Origin of the sequence: Parashewanella spongiae, assembly GCF_004358345.1 — a bacterium.
In the GTDB taxonomy this organism is placed as follows: Bacteria; Pseudomonadota; Gammaproteobacteria; order Enterobacterales; family Shewanellaceae; genus Parashewanella; species Parashewanella spongiae.
Genome location: NZ_CP037952.1, coordinates 1,916,537 through 1,938,716, shown reverse-complemented (window position 1 = coordinate 1,938,716; position 22,180 = coordinate 1,916,537). Strand labels below are relative to the sequence as shown.

The 22,180-nt window shown below is 40.1% G+C and carries 16 protein-coding genes and 1 pseudogene; 9 read left to right on the top strand and 8 right to left on the bottom strand.

The window, feature by feature from the left end:
• Positions 1-124 precede the first annotated feature (124 nt).
• The 3 genes from E2I05_RS07465 (at position 125) to E2I05_RS07455 (ending at position 1,481) form a co-directional block, all read left to right on the top strand.
• The gene (locus E2I05_RS07465) at positions 125-487 is read left to right on the top strand and encodes a hypothetical protein (RefSeq protein ID WP_121854827.1); all 363 of its coding nucleotides are present in this window, start codon (positions 125-127) and stop codon (positions 485-487) included.
• Positions 488-883: 396 nt separating this feature from the next.
• A complete protein-coding gene (locus E2I05_RS07460) occupies positions 884-1,153 on the top strand; it encodes a hypothetical protein (RefSeq protein ID WP_121854828.1) in 270 nt (89 codons plus the stop codon).
• A gap of 97 nt (positions 1,154-1,250) precedes the next feature.
• Entirely contained in the window at positions 1,251-1,481 is a 231-nt protein-coding gene (locus E2I05_RS07455) for a hypothetical protein (RefSeq protein WP_121854829.1), read from the top strand.
• A gap of 827 nt (positions 1,482-2,308) precedes the next feature.
• Here E2I05_RS07455 and E2I05_RS07445 read toward each other — a convergent pair.
• Positions 2,309-3,652: an RNA ligase family protein gene (locus tag E2I05_RS07445; RefSeq protein WP_121854831.1), complete on the bottom strand. Its 1,344-nt coding sequence runs from the start codon at positions 3,650-3,652 to the stop codon at positions 2,309-2,311.
• Between the two features lie 671 nt (positions 3,653-4,323).
• Here E2I05_RS07445 and E2I05_RS07440 point away from each other — a divergent pair.
• Positions 4,324-5,832, top strand: coding sequence for a hypothetical protein (locus E2I05_RS07440; protein ID WP_121854832.1), 1,509 nt, complete (start codon positions 4,324-4,326; stop codon positions 5,830-5,832).
• Between the two features lie 235 nt (positions 5,833-6,067).
• Here the strand turns inward: E2I05_RS07440 and E2I05_RS07435 are convergent, their stop codons facing one another.
• From E2I05_RS07435 to E2I05_RS07425, 3 genes are all read right to left on the bottom strand, one after another.
• A complete protein-coding gene (locus E2I05_RS07435; RefSeq protein WP_121854833.1) occupies positions 6,068-6,511 on the bottom strand; it encodes a flavodoxin in 444 nt (147 codons plus the stop codon).
• 85 nt (positions 6,512-6,596) lie between these two features.
• Positions 6,597-7,451, bottom strand: a complete 855-nt coding sequence (gene truC, locus E2I05_RS07430; protein WP_121854834.1) for a tRNA pseudouridine(65) synthase TruC — start codon at positions 7,449-7,451, stop codon at positions 6,597-6,599.
• A complete protein-coding gene (locus tag E2I05_RS07425) occupies positions 7,441-7,758 on the bottom strand; it encodes a YqcC family protein (RefSeq protein WP_121854835.1) in 318 nt (105 codons plus the stop codon). Before E2I05_RS07425 ends, truC begins: the two co-directional genes overlap by 11 nt.
• A 202-nt stretch (positions 7,759-7,960) precedes the next feature.
• Here E2I05_RS07425 and E2I05_RS07420 point away from each other — a divergent pair, with 202 nt between their 5' ends.
• Genes E2I05_RS07420 through xthA form a run of 3 tightly spaced genes read left to right on the top strand, consistent with a single transcriptional unit; the run spans position 7,961 to position 9,614 of the window.
• Positions 7,961-8,503, top strand: coding sequence for a septation protein A (locus E2I05_RS07420; protein ID WP_121854836.1), 543 nt, complete (start codon positions 7,961-7,963; stop codon positions 8,501-8,503).
• Between the two features lie 2 nt (positions 8,504-8,505).
• Positions 8,506-8,805: a YciI family protein gene (locus tag E2I05_RS07415; protein WP_121854837.1), complete on the top strand. Its 300-nt coding sequence runs from the start codon at positions 8,506-8,508 to the stop codon at positions 8,803-8,805.
• Positions 8,805-9,614 carry an exodeoxyribonuclease III gene (gene xthA, locus E2I05_RS07410; protein WP_121854838.1) on the top strand — a complete coding sequence of 270 codons (810 nt, stop codon included), beginning with the start codon at positions 8,805-8,807 and terminating at the stop codon, positions 9,612-9,614. Before E2I05_RS07415 ends, xthA begins: the two co-directional genes overlap by 1 nt.
• Positions 9,615-10,126: 512 nt before the next feature.
• Here the strand turns inward: xthA and ltrA (E2I05_RS07405) are convergent.
• The 4 genes and pseudogenes from ltrA (E2I05_RS07405) to ltrA (E2I05_RS07390) all read right to left on the bottom strand — a co-directional run bounded on the left by ltrA (E2I05_RS07405) (position 10,127) and on the right by ltrA (E2I05_RS07390) (position 15,840).
• Positions 10,127-11,407 (bottom strand): group II intron reverse transcriptase/maturase, encoded by a 1,281-nt coding sequence (ltrA, locus tag E2I05_RS07405; protein WP_133309549.1) that lies wholly within the window; start codon positions 11,405-11,407, stop codon positions 10,127-10,129.
• 1,001 nt (positions 11,408-12,408) lie between these two features.
• Positions 12,409-13,271: pseudogene (gene rfbA / locus E2I05_RS07400) on the bottom strand (glucose-1-phosphate thymidylyltransferase RfbA).
• Positions 13,268-14,344: a dTDP-glucose 4,6-dehydratase gene (gene rfbB / locus E2I05_RS07395; RefSeq protein WP_121855278.1), complete on the bottom strand. Its 1,077-nt coding sequence runs from the start codon at positions 14,342-14,344 to the stop codon at positions 13,268-13,270. Before rfbB ends, rfbA begins: the two are co-directional and overlap by 4 nt.
• Before the next feature lie 215 nt (positions 14,345-14,559).
• Positions 14,560-15,840, bottom strand: coding sequence for a group II intron reverse transcriptase/maturase (gene ltrA / locus E2I05_RS07390; protein ID WP_133309548.1), 1,281 nt, complete (start codon positions 15,838-15,840; stop codon positions 14,560-14,562).
• Between the two features lie 1,949 nt (positions 15,841-17,789).
• Between ltrA (E2I05_RS07390) and E2I05_RS07385 the strand changes: the two genes are divergently transcribed.
• Together E2I05_RS07385 and E2I05_RS07380 are read left to right on the top strand one after the other, a co-directional pair.
• Complete coding sequence (locus E2I05_RS07385) at positions 17,790-18,842, top strand: porin (protein WP_121853946.1); 1,053 nt, start codon at positions 17,790-17,792, stop codon at positions 18,840-18,842.
• 33 nt (positions 18,843-18,875) lie between these two features.
• Positions 18,876-22,121 (top strand): ExeM/NucH family extracellular endonuclease, encoded by a 3,246-nt coding sequence (locus E2I05_RS07380; RefSeq protein ID WP_121853945.1) that lies wholly within the window; start codon positions 18,876-18,878, stop codon positions 22,119-22,121.
• The last annotated feature ends 59 nt before the right edge of the window (positions 22,122-22,180 follow it).

Sequence of the window (22,180 nt, the reverse complement as noted above, 5' to 3'; positions counted from 1 at the left end):
ATAATCATAAGCAATATAACAAACTGTTAATACTGGACTTTTTACTTAATGTGGTTCAGCTACGCTTCACACTCTAGCCAATTACAAAAAACTTTAACTTGACGTTATAAGCACAGGGAGTCACATGAGTCACTGGAAGAATTTAAACTTATTTTGGAAATTATTTTTTGGGGCTTTTTTAATTTTCGGAGCATTCCTTGCTCCAGAAGTTATGTTGGTCATCGATTTCTCAGGTCTTGAATTTGCGTTTGCTTGTTTAGTCGTTTATTTCAAACCTTTAACTGATTGGCTAAAAATCAAATATGAATCTTTGCCAAATAGCATGTTAAAACTACATTATTCGATTCAAACTGCTGCTTTTTTTAAGCCTAGGATTTTTACCTTACAATCTTCTTTTTGCTTAATTGGTTTTGTCGTTACGGGGTCATTTTTGTTCTCTACGTTATTCTTATTGCCTGCAATTATCGGCAACGCTGTAATCGTATAATACCAATTACAGTAATTAATCTCTCACTCAGCAAGAGATAAAGGTTTTCAGTACAAGGCGCATGTTCGAAGTACTATCGGGATAATTCAAGAACGTGCAACGCAGTAATGGAAACCTTTAGCCTTGCCCTTCGGGAGCTTGTATGTGCAAAAATTACTTCACAAAATTTTCTCAACGTAGATAACTATGTTTTCATCAATTTCGTTTGTACTTTGTGCGCATACATAGCTCTGAGTTGAGCATTTAATTACTGTAATTGGTATAACTTGCTTATAACAGGCATTCAATAGGAACAAAAATCGCTAGCTTTTGTTCCTGCCTGTGCAAAACTAGTCAGCTATTTTATGCTCGCTGAATGCGGGGCTATATGTTTAATCGGTAGGGTTATAGATCACTGTGACAAATAATCAATTTGAATCTTGGAAGAAGTCTAGAGTGCAAGGGAAACTAAAATTTGTTTTACTTCGTGGAGTTTTATCATGGGGTATTCCAATGTTTATTTTCATGACTTTTATTATCAACAAACCTGAAGCTGGTTTCACTTCTCAATTTATTGTTGTCAATGCGCTTATATGGGCAATAGCAGGAGCGGTATTTGGTCTAATTGTCTGGTACTTTGGTGAAAGTAGTTTTCACAAGGAACTCGCTAAACGAAACAACATATAACGAGGCAAATCAACGAAGATATAACTGGTTGGCTTCTAGAATTTAGCCTACTGTTATTTGAGCGTTCGTTGCCAGTGGTCATTATGGAGGTGTAAATATGAATCAAGAAAGAATAATTAATATTATTGAAACCTTAGCTAACGGAGTCGACCCTACAACAGGTGAAATCCTACCGGATAGCTCTCCATATAATCAACCTGAAGTTATTCGTGCCCTTTTTCAAGTAACTAAATTGATTCCGAAAGTGAAGAAAACTAAAAAAACGACAGAACAAAAACAACAGGAAAACATTGATAAAGGTCTTCCAAAAAATTATGGTTTAGTTTAGCTTGGCTTGAAGATGATATTGATTCAGTGGTTAATCAGTACAGATCAGAGGTAACTATTGATAAAATTGCGAATGAACAAGCTCGAAAGCCAAGTTCAATCATCGGTTTATTAAAGAAGCAAGGTGTCATAACTGATGAACAAGCTTTTATTTTAAATCAACAGCACAAATAGATTGTTTTGAAAATAATTCTTCACTTGTATCTACTTTGTTATGATCGTGATTGATGAATACAATATCATCAAAAATTCAAGATAACCAAGCGCACTATACAAAAAATCGGAGTTTTATGTCAGGCTTTAGGAAATATTTGCGAATTTGTGGCGTTTCGAGTGCCTTATTTTTTTGGAGCACATGCATCAGCAGAATGTAAAATTGAAATCCCTGAAGAATTTATGAATCTTACATTAGTTGACTCAGCAATAGCGAACAATCACCAAGCTATCGAAATCGACAACATAATTTTCACAGATACTGATAAAGTAAAAGGGTATACATACAACTATAAAAACAATGTCCTTAATAATTTATCATTTTGTAAAGTAACAAATAGTCATCATGTTACAGGGGATTCCCATTTTCGTGGGAACGACGAAATTACCACATGGAGTTGTGTATATATCACTCACTCGCGCGGTTTGTTATAACAAGCACTCCAAACTTTTGATATATCCAATCGCAGGCGCTAACTTGACTTACCACCCTATAAAGATGGCGTTACTTTGCTTTCTAAACTTATTTATCTAGCCTTAATGGCTTATCAGAATTTTAAAGAGTTAGGCTTGCATAATTCAAAACGCCCTCTCTAAGATGCGAAATAATTCGGTTCACACATTTTCTTTGCTAAATAGTGAATCTAAAACACTATCACTCAAAATAACCTGCGCTTGCGTAAGAAAATATCTAATATATTTTTTTGAATTTTTTTCAAGCTGCTCTTTATCTGAATCATTTATCTGTTTAGCAAGCTGAGAATCAGCTCTATCTTGTATAAAACCTATTATTTCACTTTGGATATAACCAGTTCTTAATTTGGTATAGTTCTTTCTTCGTGCCTCCATAGTCATACTATCGTCTTTTTTATTCTTGAGAATAAACTCTTTGGCGCCTTCACTTGTCATCCCACCGCGGATCTCTCTAACTTCGTCTTTGATGTTTTCAGGTACTGACAATTTGCTTTTTACTTCACCAATCTTATCTCCCTTCTCTTTGTGCAGATCAGTTTTTTTCTTAAAAACCAAATCATACGAATGGTTGCCAACGACTAAAACACCGTAATCTTTATCCCAAGTAACAATCCCTTCAGTTTGAATATCAAGTGGTATCGTTTCTGCTTCAAAAGACTTGGCTGATGGGCATAAGGTGTTCAATTTTGTATCAGAAACCACGACAGGACGGTCGCCTACCTTTTGAGAAACCTCATGACGAGTCGCTATGCGCTTAGTGTCATAATTAAGAGCTTCTTGCAAGCTATTGAGTCGGGTAATAGTCTTGACACATGGGATGCGAACTTTTTCAAGATACGTTTCCATTGTATCAAAGTCCAAAGGTTTCCCATCAATACAAACTTTAAACGCATAAAATTCGTTATTAACATAAGGGATTCTATATTGTGTAACACTTGTTTTATCACCTGAGGCTATGGGCTTAAGTTCTGCAGCATGCCGGGAATCACAATATCTGCCGTCTTCAGTTATGCTAACAAAGCTGCCCGGTGAATTGGGTCCAGCATACTCACCATAGACAACCAAAACCGAATCTGGCTTAACTAATTGAGGTTTATCTTTTTGAAGTTCTTCGAACAAATCTTTGATTTTTCTATCATAATCAAGATGAATAGAAAAGGTCTCAACCCCCAGTTTATCTTCCACATTAGTTTTAGAGCCTGATGCTGACTGGTTCTGCTGGTCAACTTCTTTTAACTTCGCTGATGGCTTTATCCACCCATTCCGACTTGCGTGAGATATGCCGTTATGGGAGCTATACCAATAGCTGAGGTTAGCTCCATCCACTTTTTCTGTCACAACCCAAATCTTGCTAGCAAGTACTCCTTCAAGCTCTAATAGTGGAGCCAAATCTTGAGACCTAGGAATAGAAGGAAATGATTTAAATTTAAATGGTTCTGAAGAGGAAGTTAAGAGTTGGTTAGTTTGGACGTCTATCGCAGCCATAAATAGCTCCTAATAAGAAGTTACTTGAAATAAATTTGGTGTACATGAACTTGTAAAAACAACACACTGTATAAGCCAACAGCGATAAATAAGTAGCTTTGCTTTAATCGATTTTGTTCATCTTTAGAGCAATTTATAATATTGATATTAATATTTCCATACAGATTAACTCAAATTAATTTAACCCATTTTAAAACTCGTTTTTTCATCAGGATTGGAACTTTAATTGTATTCATCAAGGTTCAATGAATGTCAATTTGAGTCATTAAAGCAGTATGAAGTAAATATTTTAGAAATGCTTTTTCTAGGTTGTTGAGCTTTTAGGATTGATTTTTGTGCTTTTTGAACCCTTAGGGACGTGGCGGAAGAATGTATACCAATTTTATCGTCACTCCTGCGAACGCAGGAGTCCAGAGTCTTTGGTTAATTTGGGCACAAGTCGCTGGATACCTGCGTTCGCAGGTATGACAAATTAAGCGTTGAAATTTAAAGTGGTATTATTTGAACTGCGACATCCCTTAGTTGTTTAAGGCGTTAGCAGTGAAGCTAAATATTCTATCGATAAAGAGTTATATCCAAGCATAAACAAGAATTCACTTTTATTATACTGAATATAAACGAATAATAGTTCTCATTTTAATACTTGAACCTTGACTGCCAAGGGTAGAAAATTGAGTTTACCTTCATTATCTGACGACCTTTTTTCCATAGCTAACACAAATTTCCAAAGTGTCGAAACAGGGAAGGATCATAATGAACTCGTCTTAGCCTTAAATGATGGAAATCGATTTCTCGTCCGTTTTTCTAGAGGTAACTGGAAAGTAAATCATGTTACTCACCTTAACCCCGACAATCACCAGCTGTTCTCACTAAAGCGAATAGAAACATTTGTATCATCAACTACACACTGTAGACGAGTTTCCCAGTTTTTAAACTCTCACCTAACAATAAGAAATAAAATCATTGAACGCGCTTTAGAACAATGGGATGTAGCTCCACATCTGCAGGATGAAACTGTTACCTTTAAGGGAGACTGCAGCATTCTTGAAATGGATGCAGAACTGAAAAAAACTGAATCAAAACGAGCTCAAGCACAAACAGAAAAAACAAACAGCATCAGAGAATTCGATGAGTTTCTTCGTTTAAATAGATCTTCTAAAACTATGCATAGTGCCCAAAAAAAAATTAAACAAGCATTTGCTGAATTCATGGTAACAAAAAAACAGAAAGTCGAACAAGCAAGCAAAAAGAACAAGTTTCTCGAATGTAGATTATCAACACTCAAACACGTCAAACATCCTTCTGGTGTCCCTGTAACTTATTATGTTACCGATAATATAAAAGCTCCACTAATTCGGGAGCCAACCAAAGTGCACGATGATTTATCTCTCAAAATGGAAGGTATGTTCAAGAAAGTCACCAAGCTTGATTGTGACTTTTTAGAGTTAACCTTTCTAGCTAGATCAATGTTCGCAAAATCCTTTGATGTCAATAATTACAATAAATTAATGGATAGACTTGTAGAATTTCCCTCTTTTTCCAAAACCAGAGCCATTCGCTTAAAAACAGTGCTTGCTTGTAACGTAGGCAAAGATCTATATACACACTTTATTTGCATAGGAAGAACTATCGATTACACTCTTTTCAAACCCTTATGCATTGATCTTGCTAAAGTCCATAAAATGTTTATTTTTGTGCGTGATATTAAACCTCACAATATGACAATAAAACAAAATGTTACTCTTGAAACAGGTGCATTATTACCACTCGAAACCAGTAAACTATATTTTATCGATTTAGATTTTATGGTGTCAGAAGAGTATGAAAGATATGAGCATAAATTAGGTACAGATTTATACACCACAATAAAACTAATGGAAGCCAAAAAAAGAGGAGATAAAAAATTAATCAGGGCTGCTGATAATTACGCATTGCTGTTAACAATGATTGAAAGTTGTTTTGACAAGGCTCACCAATTAGGTCTACGCGATCCTGATGGCTTAAGTAATCAAACGACAGATTTTTACAATGAATATACTGCGCCAGTACTCTCCCCATGGTTAAACAAAGTCATTAAACCACAGTATCTTAGTGATGTGATCTTATTCTTAACTTCACCACATGAATACCCACTTATACTTGATCTACACCAAGTTATTAATTGGTCAACAAGTCATTAAATACCAGTTTGTGCTTTTTTCACATGATAAGAAGTATTATACCAATTACAGTAATTGGTATTAGGAAAGTTGCGGAAGAAAGTATACCGATGAATTCTCGTCACTCCAGCGCAGGCTATAGTCTAGTACCTTTGCTTTTTTCTATAAGAGCCACTGGATACCGGCCTTCGCTGGTATGACAAAGATTGGTACTTCCTAAATCGCTAGATCCCTTAAACCAATGAATCATTGAAAATCATTCATCAATCCAAGTTTTAAGCCAAGCTGACGCATCCACTTCTGGCTCCATTGTTTCGCAGGCATCGAGTTTTAATGTAGGTGTTATAAGTTGTGCGCCCAATTCAGTAAATAAAGCTTCCAGTTGGTTGGCTGCGCCACAAAATGTCTCATAACTTGAGTCTCCCAAGCCTACTACTGCATATTGTAAATTAGGTAAATACAGTCCCTTGGAACGTATGAATTCAAACCATGGAAGGATATTGTCTGGCAAATCTCCCTGCCCAGTAGTTGAGCTGATAATAAGCAACAAATCTGATTCTGATGGAATAAAATTAGCTAACGCCTCTGACTCAACGAGCTGAACCTCATGACCTGCTGCTGATACAGCTTCCGCTAACGTTTCAGCGACAAACTGCGCGCTACCATAAACCGTCCCAAATACAATATTTACCTTTTTCAATTCGCTCATCCTTTACGTGTTCAGTTCACAGACATCAGTATAACTGTATAACTGTATAACTATATTACATTATGCCAAACTAAGATCACTCTACTCTATTAGCAAGTAATGATTTTTGTGTATCACCCGTACTTAATGCTGATTCGTCCCAACCGAGCATTTCAAACATATTCAACCAGTGATCTTCTAGCTCTGTTTCAATACTTATTCTTTCTCCCGATATCGGATGAGTAATGACCAACTTTTTAGCAATAAGCCAAAGTCGGTTAAGACCTTGGAAATCGCGGAAAAATCTATTCTGTTTACCGTCACCATGGGTTGTATCGCCAATGATAGGGTGTCGCAAATGCGCCATGTGTCTGCGTAGCTGATGTTTACGACCACTTAACGGCTGCATTTGTACTAAAGCAAAACGGCTGGTTGGATAGCGCCCTGATTGGTAAGGGACTTCCGTATTTAAGAGTGGTTGATACAAGGTGATAGCCGCTTGAGCGTCTTTGTCTTTTTTAGAGAATTTATCTGCAACATCATCCAGCTCTTCTCGCAAGGCATAATCCAGTTTCCCTCCCTCAGTCACATGACCTCGCACAAGGGCTAAATACTGCTTTTCAATACTGTGCTCTTCAAATTGTTTGCAAAGGTTGTTCGCTACTTCGCTGTTTTTCGCGAACAGTAAGACTCCAGAAGTTGGACGGTCTAAACGGTGTACAGGAAATACGTGGCACCCCACTAAGTCACGGGTGAGCTGCATCGCAAAAAAACGCTCTCGGCGAGCCAAGTAACTGCGGTGTACTAACAAGCCCGCAGGTTTGTGAATGGCCACAATAAACTCATCTTCATAAAGTATATGAAGTTCAGGTGAGATCTCATCTCGGTTGCCCTCATCTTGCGGCAAAGCGGCTTCTTGGGTATCGAGGTGGTCGAACGATTCAGGTGTCATTTAACAAGTCGTCCATTTCGGTTATAAGATTAATCAAAGGAGAATGAACATCAGTATTTGCCCATATATGTTCAGCCATAGGGGCAATCGCTACATTAGTTGGCAAAGGTTGGTGGTGTTCAATCAGCAAATGCATTTTAGGTAAAAAGATAAACTGCAGCCATTGCTCTAATGTCATGACATCACAGGCAAAAGGCGTAGTACTGGCTAACGCTTGTGCTGAGGGTAGAGTGTCTGACCAAAGCTGCAGTTGCTGTAAGCTAAGCTCAATCTCCGCGAGTTTGTTTTTAACCAAGTTTACTTTCATATGGGCGTTAATTTCACGATATTAAATAAGTACGACACGTTTTTTGAATGGACCATGCTAATCCAAACCGTAAGCCAGTACCATGTTAATTCATCATTTTCAGTAATTCGCGTGGGTTTCATTGAGTTTGGGTTACAAGAACGGAGCGTGATACACTGATTTCCTCAATAAATTAGCCCATTTTCAATAAGTATCTATCAGAATGAAACAGTTACTCGATTTTTTACCCCTGATCATTTTCTTTGCGGTTTATAAATTTGCCGATATTTATATCGCGAGTGGCGCATTGATTGTCGCGACCAGCATACAATTAATCATCACTTACTACCTTTATCGTAAAGTAGAAAAAATGCTTTTGGTTACTTTTGCCATGGTTACGGTATTTGGCACTTTAACGATTCTCTTACATGACGAAAATTTTATTAAATGGAAAGTCACCTTCATTTACATACTGTTTGCAGGCATTTTAGCGGGCAGTCAATTAATGAATCGATCCGTGATTAAATCCATGCTTGGTAAAGAAATGGTTGTACCTGATTTGGTATGGAAACGGGTAACTTGGTATTGGGCTGCATTTTTCCTAGCATGTGCGATAGGTAATATTTATGTCGCGTTTAATCTGCCTTTAGAAACCTGGGTCAATTTTAAAGTATTTGGTCTCACGGCTTTGTCATTGATTAATACTGTACTGACCATAGTATATTTATTTCGTTATCTACCCGAAGAACAAAAAAAGGACGATTAACCATGTGGTATATGATTTCATCTCAAGATGTTGAAAATAGCCTAGATAAGCGAAAATCAGCTCGCCCCGCACACATTGAGCGATTGACTCAACTTTCTTCAGAAGGCCGCTTAATGGTCGCAGGACCTCACCCAGCTATTGATAACAATGAGCCGGGTGAAGCCGGATTCACGGGTTCATTAGTGATTGCTGAGTTTGATTGCCTTGAAGCCGCGCAGCAATGGGCGGATAACGATCCTTATGTTGCCGCAGGCGTGTACGAACACGTTATCGTAAAACCTTTTAAACGAGTATTGCCTTAATGAAAATTGTATCTTTTAATATCAATGGCCTCAGAGCTAGGCTGCACCAACTTCAAGCCCTCATCGACACTCATCAACCCGATGTGATTGGTCTACAAGAAACCAAAGTGCATGATGAAGCATTCCCGTTAGAAGCCGTTGAAGCCATGGGCTACAAGGTACATTATCATGGTGGCAAAGCACATTATGGTGTGGCAATGTTATCCAAAGTTGAGCCTGAATCAGTGATTAAAGGGTTTCCTACGGACGATGAAGAAGCCCAGCGCCGAATGATCATTGGCTCGTTTAAACAAGAAAATGGTCGATTGTTGACGATATTTAATGGCTACTTCCCGCAAGGTGAAAATATTGCCCATGAAACAAAATACCCTGCGAAGCGTAAATTTTATCAAGATTTAATGATTCATTTAAATCAACATCACAGTGCTGATGAAGATATCGCGATTATCGGTGACATCAATATCTCGCCGATTGATTTAGATATTGGTATTGGCGACGTGAACGCCAAGCGTTGGTTGAAGACCGGAAAATGCAGTTTCCAGCCTGAAGAAAGAGAATGGTTAGCAACATTGATGAATTGGGGATTGGTCGACACGTTCAGACAATTACACCCCACTCGAGAGGCACGTTACTCGTGGTTTGATTATCGCAGTAAAGGCTTTGTCGATAACCGTGGACTGCGAATCGATGTGGTATTGGCCACTAAATCACTTGTTGAGCGACTTGTTGAATCTGATGTTGATTATGACTTAAGAGGGATTGAAAAGCCCTCCGATCATGCGCCCATTTGGAGCAAGTTCAAGAGCTAAACAACCCCATCAGCTCCTCAATAAACACCAGCCTAAGGGACCTAGCTATTTAGAAAGTACCAATCTTTGTCTTACCAGCGAAGGTTGGTATCCAGTGGCTTTTATAGAAAAAAGCAAAGGCACTAGACTAGGGTCAGTTGATCTTTCGTGATTGTTTTTGCAGCGATAAATTGGTTATTTTATGCAAGGCAGAGTTTGTGAGGTTTGGTTATTATCGACATACAAAACTGTCGTTACTTCGTTTCCAAATAAGAAAACGATAACGCAGCACCTTTGATTTAGAAAGAGCGACCAATTTACGCTCTCTCTTTTTTCGATGCTTTTGAGCATTCACTGTTCTGTGTTGTGACCAGTTCACTTAGATGGCTAAGCATCACTGCTCACACCTTGAAGTAGAGTAGGCTACTGGCTTCGCTATCGCTTATCCAGCAGCCCCTCTTCGATTCCGTGCATGAGGTTTTCCCTCACACGGCTCTGTTGTTACACTTCTCTCAGCTCCTTCACTTTGCTTATCATCTTGTCGTGGGTAAATACTCAAGACCAGCTTGGCGTAATTTTTCGTAAGCACCTCGTGATAGATACTTGCTGCGACGTTGACTTAAGCGACGATACCATCGATAGAATCGGTTTACTACAACTCCATTTATTCTGAAAAATACTCCTCTGGGATATCCTATCCCAGCAAAATAGTGTTTCCATCCCCTCAGAACTTGATTAACTTTATTTATCTGTACGCCAAGTGTATTTGAGGTTCGATGCTTCACTATGTCTCTGAGTTTATTTTTCAGCTTTGTTTGGCTCTTCTTAGACGCCTGTATCTTAATGTAACTGGTGCCTTTGATGAGTCCTGTGATCCGTTGAAAGTTAAAACCGAGGAAATCAAACTCATTCATCAGCTTTCCCATATCCACACAGTGGGTTTTACTTTGATTTAGCTTCAGACCTTCATCACTTAATTGCTGTGCTATCCAGTCCAGTTGCTCTTGTGTGTAGGTTTGCTTATGAAGTACAACAAAATCATCTGCATAGGTAACGATTTTACACGGTGTTTTTTCGTGTATTTTCAAACAGAAATCGTTGAGATAGATGTTAGCCAGTAGTGGAGAGATAACTCCGCCTTGCGGAGTGCCACATCGGCTTGCTTCTATTCGCCATTTCCCGTTGACCGTCTCTATGCTGATGGGCGCTTTGATAAAGCTTTTCAGTAAACTCAGAAAGCTGCTGTCGCTTATTCGCCTTTCTATTTTTGTCATCAACTTAGCGTGCGGGATGGTATCGAAATAGGCACTCAAGTCAGCATCGAGTACGTGCTGGTAGCCTTGTTTTAGGCTCATTTCAATGACTTTTACCGCTTGCTGGGCGCTTCGACATGGTCGGTAGCCATAACTGTGTTCATGTAAATGAGGTTCGTAGACGGGTTGCATCACTATTGTCATCGCCATTTGCACAATTCTGTCACTGATTATCGGGATCCCAAGTTTCCGCGTTTTGCCGTTGTCTTTGAGTATTTCTACTCGTTTGACTGGGCTAGGTCGATAGTTTTTCTGTTGTAATTGAGTTTGAATTTCTTTTAACAGCGCAACGACTTTCTTTTGCTGCTCTAGATAAATGAATGTGATGCCATCAATTCCTGCTCCGCCTTTATTGGTTTTGCATCGTCGATAGGCTTCTTCGAGTATATCTAGGCGACTGAGTTTATCGTACAAGCTGTAAAATCGTAGCTCCGAGTTAAGCTTTGAGCGTAAGTAAAGTTTTCGCTGTAATATTCTGATATTTACTGGAGTATTAGCCATATGGCAATTTCACCTCAAAAGTTACGTTAAAAACGGGTGTAACACTGAGCCCCTTCCCTGATGTGAAGTTATGTTGTCTTCACGGTTAACGGTACTATGGGCTCATCCGACTGCCTGAGCGCCCTATCTGAAATTTCGGTTTACCTTATATTCGGATAGTGCAAGTCACTACCTTCCAACACTCAGGCTCTCCCACGTTCACTTTATTTCCTTCAATACATGCCACTTCATATTACGCCGGAAGATCAAACAGATGCATTTACCAGTTGCTTCTCTGTTTGTGTCAGGGTTCGTCAACTAGGAAAGACTCCCCATCTTCATTTTTTGATTTACGACGCTTAACTGAATTCGCTTGATGCTGCGGCCTACATTGCATCTCAACCTTTATTCAAGGCCTTTGTCACAGGGCTTCATGTCATAGCGGTTACCCATTATGCATGCCCGTCAGATTTCGGGATGAACTGGTAATTATCCCGTCAGGTACGTTTCAACCTGATGGACTTATTATAAATAATAACGTTGCTGTCTCTGGTTTATGGCCATGTAATCGCTTGGCTGCGTATACGTTGAGACAAATCCCGCAACAGAATAAAGCGCTTCGTGGCGCTCCCTAGAAACATCAGTTGACTGCGTTCACAAGCGTAGAAAAAATGGCTGATAGTAAGGCGTAGCTTGCAGCAAGTAGTTATTCTACTTGCAAAAGTTACAACGCAGATAGCAGTCATTTTAACAAGCTTGTGAGCGTAGAGCACTTCAGTCATTGGGTGAAAGCCATGATGATAAAATCATCGTATTGCTCAAACAGTTGCTCGTGTACTCAGCGTTCAACTGATGTTTTTAGGTTGAACAGATAAATGCTCAAATAGCACAAAATTTAATCCTGAAAGATCAACAGACCCAACCGACATACAAAACTGTCGTTACTTCGTTTCCAGCCTGCGCTGGAGTGACGAGAGCTCATCGGTATACTTTCTTCCGCAACTTTCCTAAGTGCTGGTGTTTTAGTTTTCAATCAGCGCATTCAAATATTGACCATAGTCATTATTCATGTGATTTTGAGCAATTTGTTGAATATCTTTATCAGTCAGCCAATGATTGCGCCACGCAATCTCCTCTAAGCAAGCGATTTTTAGCCCTTGAACTTGCTCCAAAGTTTCAACAAAAGCACTGGCACGATGTAAACTTTCAAAGGTGCCGGTATCTAGCCACCCCATCCCACGCCCAAGTTTTTCAACATGTAATAGCCCCTGCTCTAAATACGCTTGGTTAATATCAGTAATTTCAAGTTCCCCCTAGCCGAAGGCGTTAACTCTTTAGCTGTTTGAACCGCATGATTATCATAGACGTACAACCCTGTTACGGCCCACTTAGAAATGTAAGACGTTGGCTTTTCAACAATTCGGATAGGCGTTTGATCATGAAATTCTACGACGCCAAATCGCTCAGGGTGTGTTACTTGATAGCAAAAAATCGACGCGCCTGATGGTCTCGCCATTGCTGCATGCAATTGATGAACAAACCCCTGACCATAAAAAATATTGTCACCCAAGATCAAACTAACACGTTCATCACCGATAAATTCTTCCGCTAAAATGAGTGCTTCAGCAATGCCATTTGGCCTTTTTTGAACTTGGTAATTTAGATTAATCCCATATTCTGAGCCATCACCAAGCAGTCGCTGAAAAGCAGATTGATCTTGCTCTGTGGTAATGATCAAAATGTCGCGTATTTTAGCCAGCATCAATACTGACAACGGATAAAATATCATCGGCTTATCGTAAACTGGCAGCAATTGCTTTGAAGTGGCTTTTGTTAAAGGGTATAAGCGAGTACCTGCCCCCCCAGCTAGAACAATGCCTTTCATGACTTTTTAAGGCTGGAGCCTGAAAAAAGTGGTTTCATTATTTCATCGCCGTCAATTTTAAGCCACTGTGGATTATCGAGATACCATTTTACCGTATTATATAGTCCAGAAGTAAAATCCGTCTTAGGTGACCAACCGAGTTCTGAACAGATTTTATGATTTTCAATCGCGTACCGACGATCATGACCAAGCCTATCTGCCACAAATTCAATCTTTTCTTGATAATCAGTTTGGGATTGAGTTAACTCGTTAAGAGTACGACAAAGCTGCTTAACCAGTGAGAGATTACTCATCTCACAGTCACCACCAATGTTGTAAACTTCGCCTAATAGCCCCTTTTCCATCACAGCAATTAACGCAGAAATATGATCATCCACATGCAACCAATCACGTACTTGTTTACCCTCACCATATACTGGTAAAAGTTTTCCTGCTAAGGCACAAGCAATCACTCTTGGGATCAGCTTTTCATTGTGCTGATGCGAACCATAGTTATTGGAGCAATGGGTAATCATCGCAGGAAACCCATAAGTGCGGTGCCATGCACGAACCAAATGATCACTGGCCGCTTTCGAAGCTGAATAGGGACTATTCGGTAAGTAAGGACTTGATTCGGTAAATTTTGAAGGTTTATTTTCCTCATTGTCAAAAGGCAAATCACCGTAAACTTCATCGGTAGAAACATGGATAAAACGAAAATCCGCTTGTTTTGATTCAGGTAAAGCCGACCAATATGCCTTTGCAGATTCTAATAAAGTAAACGTCCCAACAATATTGGTATCAATAAACGGCATGGCCCCAGAAATGGAGCGGTCAACGTGGCTTTCGGCCGCAAGATGAAAAATCACATCGGGCGTATGCTGTGTTAAAACTTGAGATAAGACCTCAGCATTACAAATATCAAATTGGTAAAATGTATAATGTTCATGAGCTTGATACTCACAGAGCCCATCGATTTGGCTCGCATAAGTGATTTTATCGACATTAATGATGTGATGCTGAGTATTATCGATAAAATACCGAATCAACGCTGAACCAATAAAGCCTGAACCACCTGTTATCAATATTTTCATCGTAATAATGAGCTACTCTATAAACGTTAGAAAAATCCACTTCAAAATGCAATTTTAACACGGAGTGGTCACTAAGAAAGTGAAAACACCTTAAAGTAGAGTAGGCTACTGGCTTCGCTATCGCTTATCCAGCAGCCCCTCTTCGATTCCGTGCATGAGGTTTTCCCTCACACGGCTCTGTTGTTACACTTCTCTCAGCCCCTTCACTTTGCTTATCATCTTGTCGTGGGTAAATACTCAAGACCAGCTTGGCGTAATTTTTCGTAAGCACCTCGTGATAGATACTTGCTTCGACGTTGACTTAAGCGACGATGCCAGCGATAGAACCGGTTTACTACAAATCCATTTATTCTGAAAAATACACCTCTGGGATAACCTATCCCACCAAAATAGTGTTTCCATCCCCTCAGAACTTGATTAACCTTATTTATCAGTACGCCAAGTGTATTTGAGGTTCGATGCTTCACTATGTCTCTGAGTTTATTTTTCAGCTTTGTTTGGCTCTTCTTAGACGCCTGTATCTTAATGTAACTGGTGCCTTTGATGAGGCCTGTGATCCGTTGAAAGTTAAAACCGAGGAAATCAAACTCATTCATCAGCTTTCCCATATCCACACAGTGGGTTTTACTTTGATTTAGCTTCAGACCTTCATCACTTAATTGCTGTGTTATCCAGTCCAGTTGCTCTTGTGTGTAGGTTTGCTTATGAAGTACAACAAAATCATCTGCATAGGTAACGATTTTACACGGTGTTTTTTCGTGTATTTTCAAACAGAAATCGTTGAGATAGATGTTAGCCAGTAGTGGAGAGATAACTCCGCCTTGCGGAGTGCCACATCGGCTTGCTTCTATTCGCCATTTCCCGTTGACCGTCTCTATGCTGATGGGCGCTTTGATAAAGCTTTTCAGTAAACTCAGAAAGCTGCTGTCGCTTATTCGCCTTTCTACTTTTGCCATCAACTTAGCGTGCGGGATGGTATCGAAATAGGCACTCAAGTCAGCATCGAGTACGTGCTGGTAGCCTTGTTTTAGGCTCATTTCAATGACTTTTACCGCTTGCTGGGCGCTTCGACATGGACGATAACCATAACTGTGTTCATGTAAATGAGGTTCGTAGACGGGTTGCATCACTATTGTCATCGCCATTTGCACAATTCTGTCACTGATTATCGGGATCCCAAGTTTCCGCGTTTTGCCGTTGTCTTTGAGTATTTCTACTCGTTTGACTGGGCTAGGTCGATAGTTTTTCTGTTGTAATTGAGTTTGAATTTCTTTTAACAGCGCAACGACTTTCTTTTGCTGCTCTAGATAACTGAATGTGATGCCATCAATTCCTGCTCCGCCTTTATTGGCTTTGCATCGTCGATAGGCTTCTTCGAGTATATCTAGGCGACTGAGTTTATCGTACAAGCTGTAAAATCGAAGCTCCGAGTTAAGCTTTGAGCGTAAGTAAAGTTTTCGCTGTAATATTCTGATATTTACTGGAGTGTTAGCCATATGGCAATTTCACCTCAAAAGTTACGTTAAAAAACGGGTGTAACACTGAGCCCCTTCCCTGATGTAAAGTTATGTTGTCTTCACGGTTAACGGTACTATGGGCTCATCCGACTGCCTGAGCGCCCTATCTGAAATTTCGGTTTACCTTATATTCGGATAGTGGAAGTCACTACCTTCCAACACTCAGGCTCTCCCACGTTCACTTTATTTCCTTCAATACATGCCACTTCATATTACGCCGGAAGATCAAACAGATGCATTTACCAGTTGCTTCTCTGTTTGTGTCAGGGTTCGTCAACTAGGAAAGACTCCCCATCTTCATTTTTTGATTTACGACGCTTAACTGAATTCGCTTGATGCTGCGGCCTACATTGCATCTCAACCTTTATTCAAGGCCTTTGTCACAGGGCTTCATGTCATAGCGGTTACCCATTATGCATGCCCGTCAGATTTCGGGATGAACTGGTAATTATCCCGTCAGGTACGTTTCAACCTGATGGACTTATTATAAATAATAACGTTGCGGTCTCTGGTTTATGGCCATGTAATCGCTTGGCTGCGTATACGTTGAGACAAATCCCGCAACAGAATAAAGCGCTTCGTGGCGCTCCCTAGAAACATCAGTTGACTACGTTCTCAAGCGTAGAAAAAATGGCTGATAGTAAGGCGTAGCTTACAGCAAGTAGTTATACCTATTACAGTAATTAAATGCTCAACTCAGAGCTATGTATGTGCTCAAAGTGCAATCGAAATTGATGAAGGCATAGTTGTTACCGACATACACAGATGTCGATATTACATTGCTACGTCAAGACAATTTTGAGAAGTATTCGTTATAAACCAAAGTGAGCACATACAAGCTCCCGAAGGGCAAGGCTAAAGGGTTCCATTACTGCGTTACAAGCACTTGAATTATCCCGACAAAAGCACGAAGTGCGTTGAACACCAGCTTTGTATCGCGCCCGTAGGGAATATAGTACTTCGAGCTTGTGCCTTGCACTGAAACCCCTTTATCTCTTGCTGAGTGAGAGATTAATTACTGTAATTGGTATTACTCATATACTCAGCGTTCAACTGATGTTTACCGTGTAAATAGCCACTAACACCTATTCCCGAACCTGTTAGTGAAAGCATAAAAGCTAAAAATTACTTCGTCTTTAGCTTTAGGTTGGAAATAATTTTCAAATCTCAGCGAATACAATTTTCATGGTGTAGGGTGATAGAAAAATAGTAGTCAAAGTAAACGCATATGACATCTATGCCTATCATGAACGTTTAGGTTAAACCTATTCCAGTAATTTAACGAGTTTTTGTCATTATAAAAAACTTCATTACGGCTTATTTACTTTTTGTCATTCCGGACCGTCAATAGAATTTAAAATGGGTATTATTTGTTAAGCTAAGCTGTTCTATTTTACCGTTTTTAAACACGAGCACCTTTTTATGAGCATTTAGTTTTTTAAAAACTTCTTAAAACTAGCCTTGAGAATTCTGGTTAAAAAACAAGCACTCACTCAATAGTCCTACATATGTCACTTTTATTTATGTTGTATCCCTGTAAAATCCAGCGTTGCTAGATAAAAATAGCGTAAACATTATAATAACAGGGGTTAAAATGATGAAATTTATGATAACACTCTCGGCGTTTCCGCCATCGAACTCTCCACTGACTTGAACAGCTAGCAGTTTAATAAACCTGAGCTTTGCGTGATTTCTGTACAGGTAGTTATGAAAATTCAGAGTTGTATTGGCTTAAAATAGTACACTATTTGCCCACAACTACACCTTGAACTTCACATAATCATCTGCACTGCATATTCGACATTTCAGATGTTGTGTATATCAAATCGTTATTGATTTTATTACGTAAATCCATGTTGAAAACATTTTTAATTTTGAATTCGGCCTTCAAATATGGGCTGACAAATTACTAATCGGAAGTAACAGTAATGTTAAAAAAATCAACAATTGCAATCGCTATCCTCACTATGTTTAGTGCGGCTTCAGCAAGCGCTGTAATACTAGATGGTGACAGTCAAGGTGATCACATTCGCTTATATGGCGAAGTCGGTGTAGGTGGCCATTTTGATACTAATCCAGATTATAACCACGATGAGTTCTACGACACTAAAGGCTATGTGGATGATAGTTTTGCGACTATGGGCGTAGAGGGTCAACGTGAACAGTTCACTTATCGCCTAGAGCTGGATTACCAGCGTCGTAATTGGCTTGGCGGCGACGGTGAGTTCGAGCTGGCGGTCGACAAAATGTACGTCGGCTATCTCATCACTGAGCAGCAGTGGATCGAAGTAGGCTTAACTGACACTGCATTCGATGATTTCGACCACTTTGGTGATTTCACATTCAATAAATCTGTTGAAACTGGTGAAGCGGGTGACCAAGAGAACACCATAAAGTATCAAGCTAAGTTTGAAAATCTTATTTTTGGTACCTCATATTCATATGACGGTGAACATAAGAGTGGTGCCCTGCAAGGTGACATCATTAACGGATATGCAGGTTGGATGTCAGACATGTTATCTGTTGTCGTGGGCTTAGAAACTCGTGGCGGTTCCAACGGCGTCAGTAGATATGGCGAACAGAAGCAAGTTGGTTTAGGTGTTCGCCTCAAGTTAATGCCGAATTTATCTCTTGGTTTCAATGGCTTTTTAGAAGATGAAGACTTGTCTACCCAAAGAAGTGGTGACGTATATTTAGATTATCAGACCTTCCGTAACATAGGTATGACAGTGAGTGCCAAGTATGATCTGGGTGAACGCTGGGAGTTAATCAGCTCTGTAAACCACGAAGAATACGAAGGCTGGGATCTTATTGGTCCTAATTACGATTATTCAGAGCTACCTGCTGAGTACGGAAAAGAGCGTCGTTGGGCCAGCTTAGGTTTCAACTATCGTCCTGCCCGTGACATCGTACTGTCTCTAGAAGGCCGAGTAGGCGAAGCCCCTGAAGCGGCTTACGCTTACGCGCGTATGTATTTCTAATCCGAATCTAATCCAAGTTTTATAGAGTTCATTATGAAAAAAAGTTTCTTATCGCTGGCCATTGCCAGCACTATCAGCATGGGCGCTTTTGCTGATGTTAATGATCTGCTGATCACTGAAATGACACAAAGTTCAAATGGCGAAGTTGGTACTGTTGAGATCACTAACACTGGTAGCGCAGCTTATACCTTTGACGATTCAGTTGTTGCTTTCCAGCATTCAAATGGCAGATTTAACAACAAACTGCAAAAAGGTGATGGTACTCAGCTTCTCACTGGTGTTGTACTTGAGCCAGGTGAATCAGTCGTTGTAGTAAACAAATTCGCTAAAGACGACTTTAAAGCCGATATTGAAGAAAACGGTGGTCAAGTTCTAGTCGCCGAAGGTAAAGACAGATTTACTAATCTGTTCTTAAGCAGTGATGATGGCTTCTACCTGACGAATAATGACACAGTTATTGACCGCGTAGGTATGGAAGGGGAAGGCAGTAAGTGGGCTCCAAATACCACTTTACGCCGTAAATTGACTGCAGAAGGTGCTATTCCTGCACAAGCTGCGACTTTCGACATCACTCAATGGCAACAAATTCTGCCATTAAGAACCGATGACTTAGGTAAATCAGAGCTTCCAGCTGCTGATGTAGAAGACATCATGGACATCTTCGAATGTCCTAGCGACCAGAATACAATCATGTCTCCTAGCCAAGTTCAAGGTACAGGTTTTACTTCGCCGTTAATCGCAGAAGGCAAAACTGAGTCAGATGAAAGAGTGGCGGTAGAAGGTATTATCTCTGCGATGGGAGCTATCCCAAATGAGGGTTTCTATCTTCGCAATATCACTCCAGATGGTAACCCTGAAACATCTGATGGTATCTTCGTTAGCACCAGCGCTGCTGGCGATCTTAAAGTTGGTCAAACTATCTGTATTGGTAGTAAAGTAGCTGAATTTGGCGGTCAAACTCAACTGTCTGCAGACACAGCTTTTGCTTGGAATGTTACCGATACTGACATTGCTACTCAAGCTACCGATATTAAGGTAATTAGCTCTGATAATGGTTCTTTCGACAAGACCTTAGAACGTTACGAAGGTATGTTCGTTAATCTGCCTGAAGATTTAGATGAAAATACTGAAGGTAAGCAAGATATGCGTATTACGCGTAGCTTCAGCTTTAACTTCTTGTTTGACAGTGGTAATACTCGTAACAACATGGTAGCGGCTTATAAACGCCCTAACTTACAGCCTAACCACTTGTATGTGGCAGGTAGCCCAGAGTCTAAAGCGGCTTATGAGCAAAACAATGACTATCGTTTAGTGATTGAAAGTGCTACTAAAGCAAGTAATGATGTTCTACCTTATTACCCTGATTTTAACAGTGACCCACACACTAACTACGTTCGCATTGACGATAGCCTTATTAATGCTCAGGGTATGATCAGCCAATATGAGACTGAGTTAATCGCAGGTACTGATAAATTTGAGCAAGACTACAGCTTAACTATCAGCAACGATTTAACAAGTGCTAACTTCATTCATAACTTACCTCGTACAGACGAGCCTGAGCTTAGTGAGGAAGTTGCAGAAGACGATTTTGCTATTCGTATTTCTAGCCAAAACTTGTTCAACTTCTTTAACTCTCCGTTTGGTGGCGATAACAATAGATTTGGTCAAAGTCGTGGTGCTGAGAGCTTCGATGAGTACATTAACCAAAGAACCAAGTTAGTTGAAATTATTCGTGCCCAAGATGCTGATGTTATGGCATTTATGGAAATCGAAAACAACGGTTTTGGTGCTGAAAGTGCTATCGCTGAAATTGTAAACGAAGTTAACGTCCTGTATGTGGATGAGCGTGCTCGAGATAACAACGGGCCTACTTCTACAGAAAACCGTTATGTATTCGTTGGCTTTGATAACAACGGTAACCAAATGCTGGATAACCTAGACGCTATTGGCTCTGACGCCATTGCAACAGGTATTATCTATCGCCCAAGTAAATTGAGCATTGAGCGCACCCGCGTTATCCCAATGCCTCAACAAAAAGCACCAACAATCGTCAACGATTTAGGCGAAGTGATTAAAGATCAAAACCAAGAGATTCTTGAGAATGGTCAAAACTATCACCGTGATGCTTTGGTTGTAACCTTTGTTGTAAACCAAACAGGTAAGCGCCTAACCCTAGCTGTAAATCACCTTAAGTCAAAAGGTTCTACGTGTTGGGAAGAATGGCAAGGTGTTGAGTTTGGTGACGCAACAACTTGGAACAATCGTAATGCTCCAGATGCAGACTTCCAAGGTTCTTGTGCTGAATTCCGTGTTGCCGGTGCTGTTCACTTAGGTGAAGAGATGGAAGACATTCCTGGCGATAAGATCATCCTTGGTGACTTAAACGCTTACGGAAAAGAAGATCCTGTTCTAGTTCTGACTGAAAACCCACGTAACAAAACGATTGTTACTGCTAGCCACACGTTCTTAGGACCTAAGCCTCAGTTTAACGAAGATGGTTCTCCAGCAACCATTACTAAGACTTACGGTTACATCGATATTGTTGGTGAAAAGTTCAAAGAAAAAGGCAAGACACCTTGGAGTTACTCTTTCAGTGACGAAATTGGTTCGCTTGACCACATTTTGGTCTCTCCATCGCTTAAAGATCGTGTAATTGATGCTACTGACTGGCACGTAAATGCAGCTGAAACAGGTCTATACGACTACCAAAACAGCTTTAAAGGCACCATTGACGGTACAGGTGCGCATAAGTTCTACAGACCTGATATCTATCGTGCATCAGATCACGACCCTGCACTACTTACCCTTAGCTATAAGCCGGGAGATACGGATAAAGATGTGCCGCTATACCTACCAAAGCTTAGAAAACTGCTAACGGTTCCTTATCAGATCCCTGCTGGTATCTCTGCTCAAGTTGGGGATGTTGCGACTGTCAGTATGAGCCCTGAAAATGATGAAGAGCGCTTAGATTTAACTCAAATGGTACTCCCTAATGTTGTCATTTCTAATGACACTACAGCATTAGTGAATTTTGAGGTATTTGGTGCGCCATCAGCTATCTACGACGTTACTGTTAGCCTTCAACGTGATGGCAAACTTGTGGAGGGATCTGAGCAAACGTTCCAAGCGAAGGTATCTAACCGCGACAGCTTGATTCCAGACATTATCGAAGAAGAAGTCGATCACACTGGTGGTAATGGTAAAGCTGGTAGCGCTGGTTTCATCAGCTTGTTATCCCTGTTCGGACTTGCTGCAGTGCGCCGTCGTCTACGCAAATAAGCATTGTTCTCGACAGTGAAGCGCCTGCTCTAAGGCAGTGCGCTTCTTATAAAAATTAA

What these genes read in the sequence shown, in the direction of transcription:
- E2I05_RS07465 (WP_121854827.1), top strand. Translation starts at nt 125, where the DNA reads ATGAGTCACTGGAAGAATTTAAACTTATTTTGGAAATTATTTTTTGGG.
- E2I05_RS07455 (WP_121854829.1), top strand. Translation starts at nt 1,251, where the DNA reads ATGAATCAAGAAAGAATAATTAATATTATTGAAACCTTAGCTAACGGA.
- E2I05_RS07445 (WP_121854831.1), bottom strand. Translation starts at nt 3,652, where the DNA reads ATGGCTGCGATAGACGTCCAAACTAACCAACTCTTAACTTCCTCTTCA.
- truC (WP_121854834.1), bottom strand. Translation starts at nt 7,451, where the DNA reads ATGACACCTGAATCGTTCGACCACCTCGATACCCAAGAAGCCGCTTTG.
- E2I05_RS07425 (WP_121854835.1), bottom strand. Translation starts at nt 7,758, where the DNA reads ATGAAAGTAAACTTGGTTAAAAACAAACTCGCGGAGATTGAGCTTAGC.
- E2I05_RS07420 (WP_121854836.1), top strand. Translation starts at nt 7,961, where the DNA reads ATGAAACAGTTACTCGATTTTTTACCCCTGATCATTTTCTTTGCGGTT.
- E2I05_RS07415 (WP_121854837.1), top strand. Translation starts at nt 8,506, where the DNA reads ATGTGGTATATGATTTCATCTCAAGATGTTGAAAATAGCCTAGATAAG.
- xthA (WP_121854838.1), top strand. Translation starts at nt 8,805, where the DNA reads ATGAAAATTGTATCTTTTAATATCAATGGCCTCAGAGCTAGGCTGCAC.
- ltrA (WP_133309549.1), bottom strand. Translation starts at nt 11,407, where the DNA reads ATGGCTAATACTCCAGTAAATATCAGAATATTACAGCGAAAACTTTAC.
- rfbB (WP_121855278.1), bottom strand. Translation starts at nt 14,344, where the DNA reads ATGAAAATATTGATAACAGGTGGTTCAGGCTTTATTGGTTCAGCGTTG.
- ltrA (WP_133309548.1), bottom strand. Translation starts at nt 15,840, where the DNA reads ATGGCTAACACTCCAGTAAATATCAGAATATTACAGCGAAAACTTTAC.
- E2I05_RS07385 (WP_121853946.1), top strand. Translation starts at nt 17,790, where the DNA reads ATGTTAAAAAAATCAACAATTGCAATCGCTATCCTCACTATGTTTAGT.
- E2I05_RS07380 (WP_121853945.1), top strand. Translation starts at nt 18,876, where the DNA reads ATGAAAAAAAGTTTCTTATCGCTGGCCATTGCCAGCACTATCAGCATG.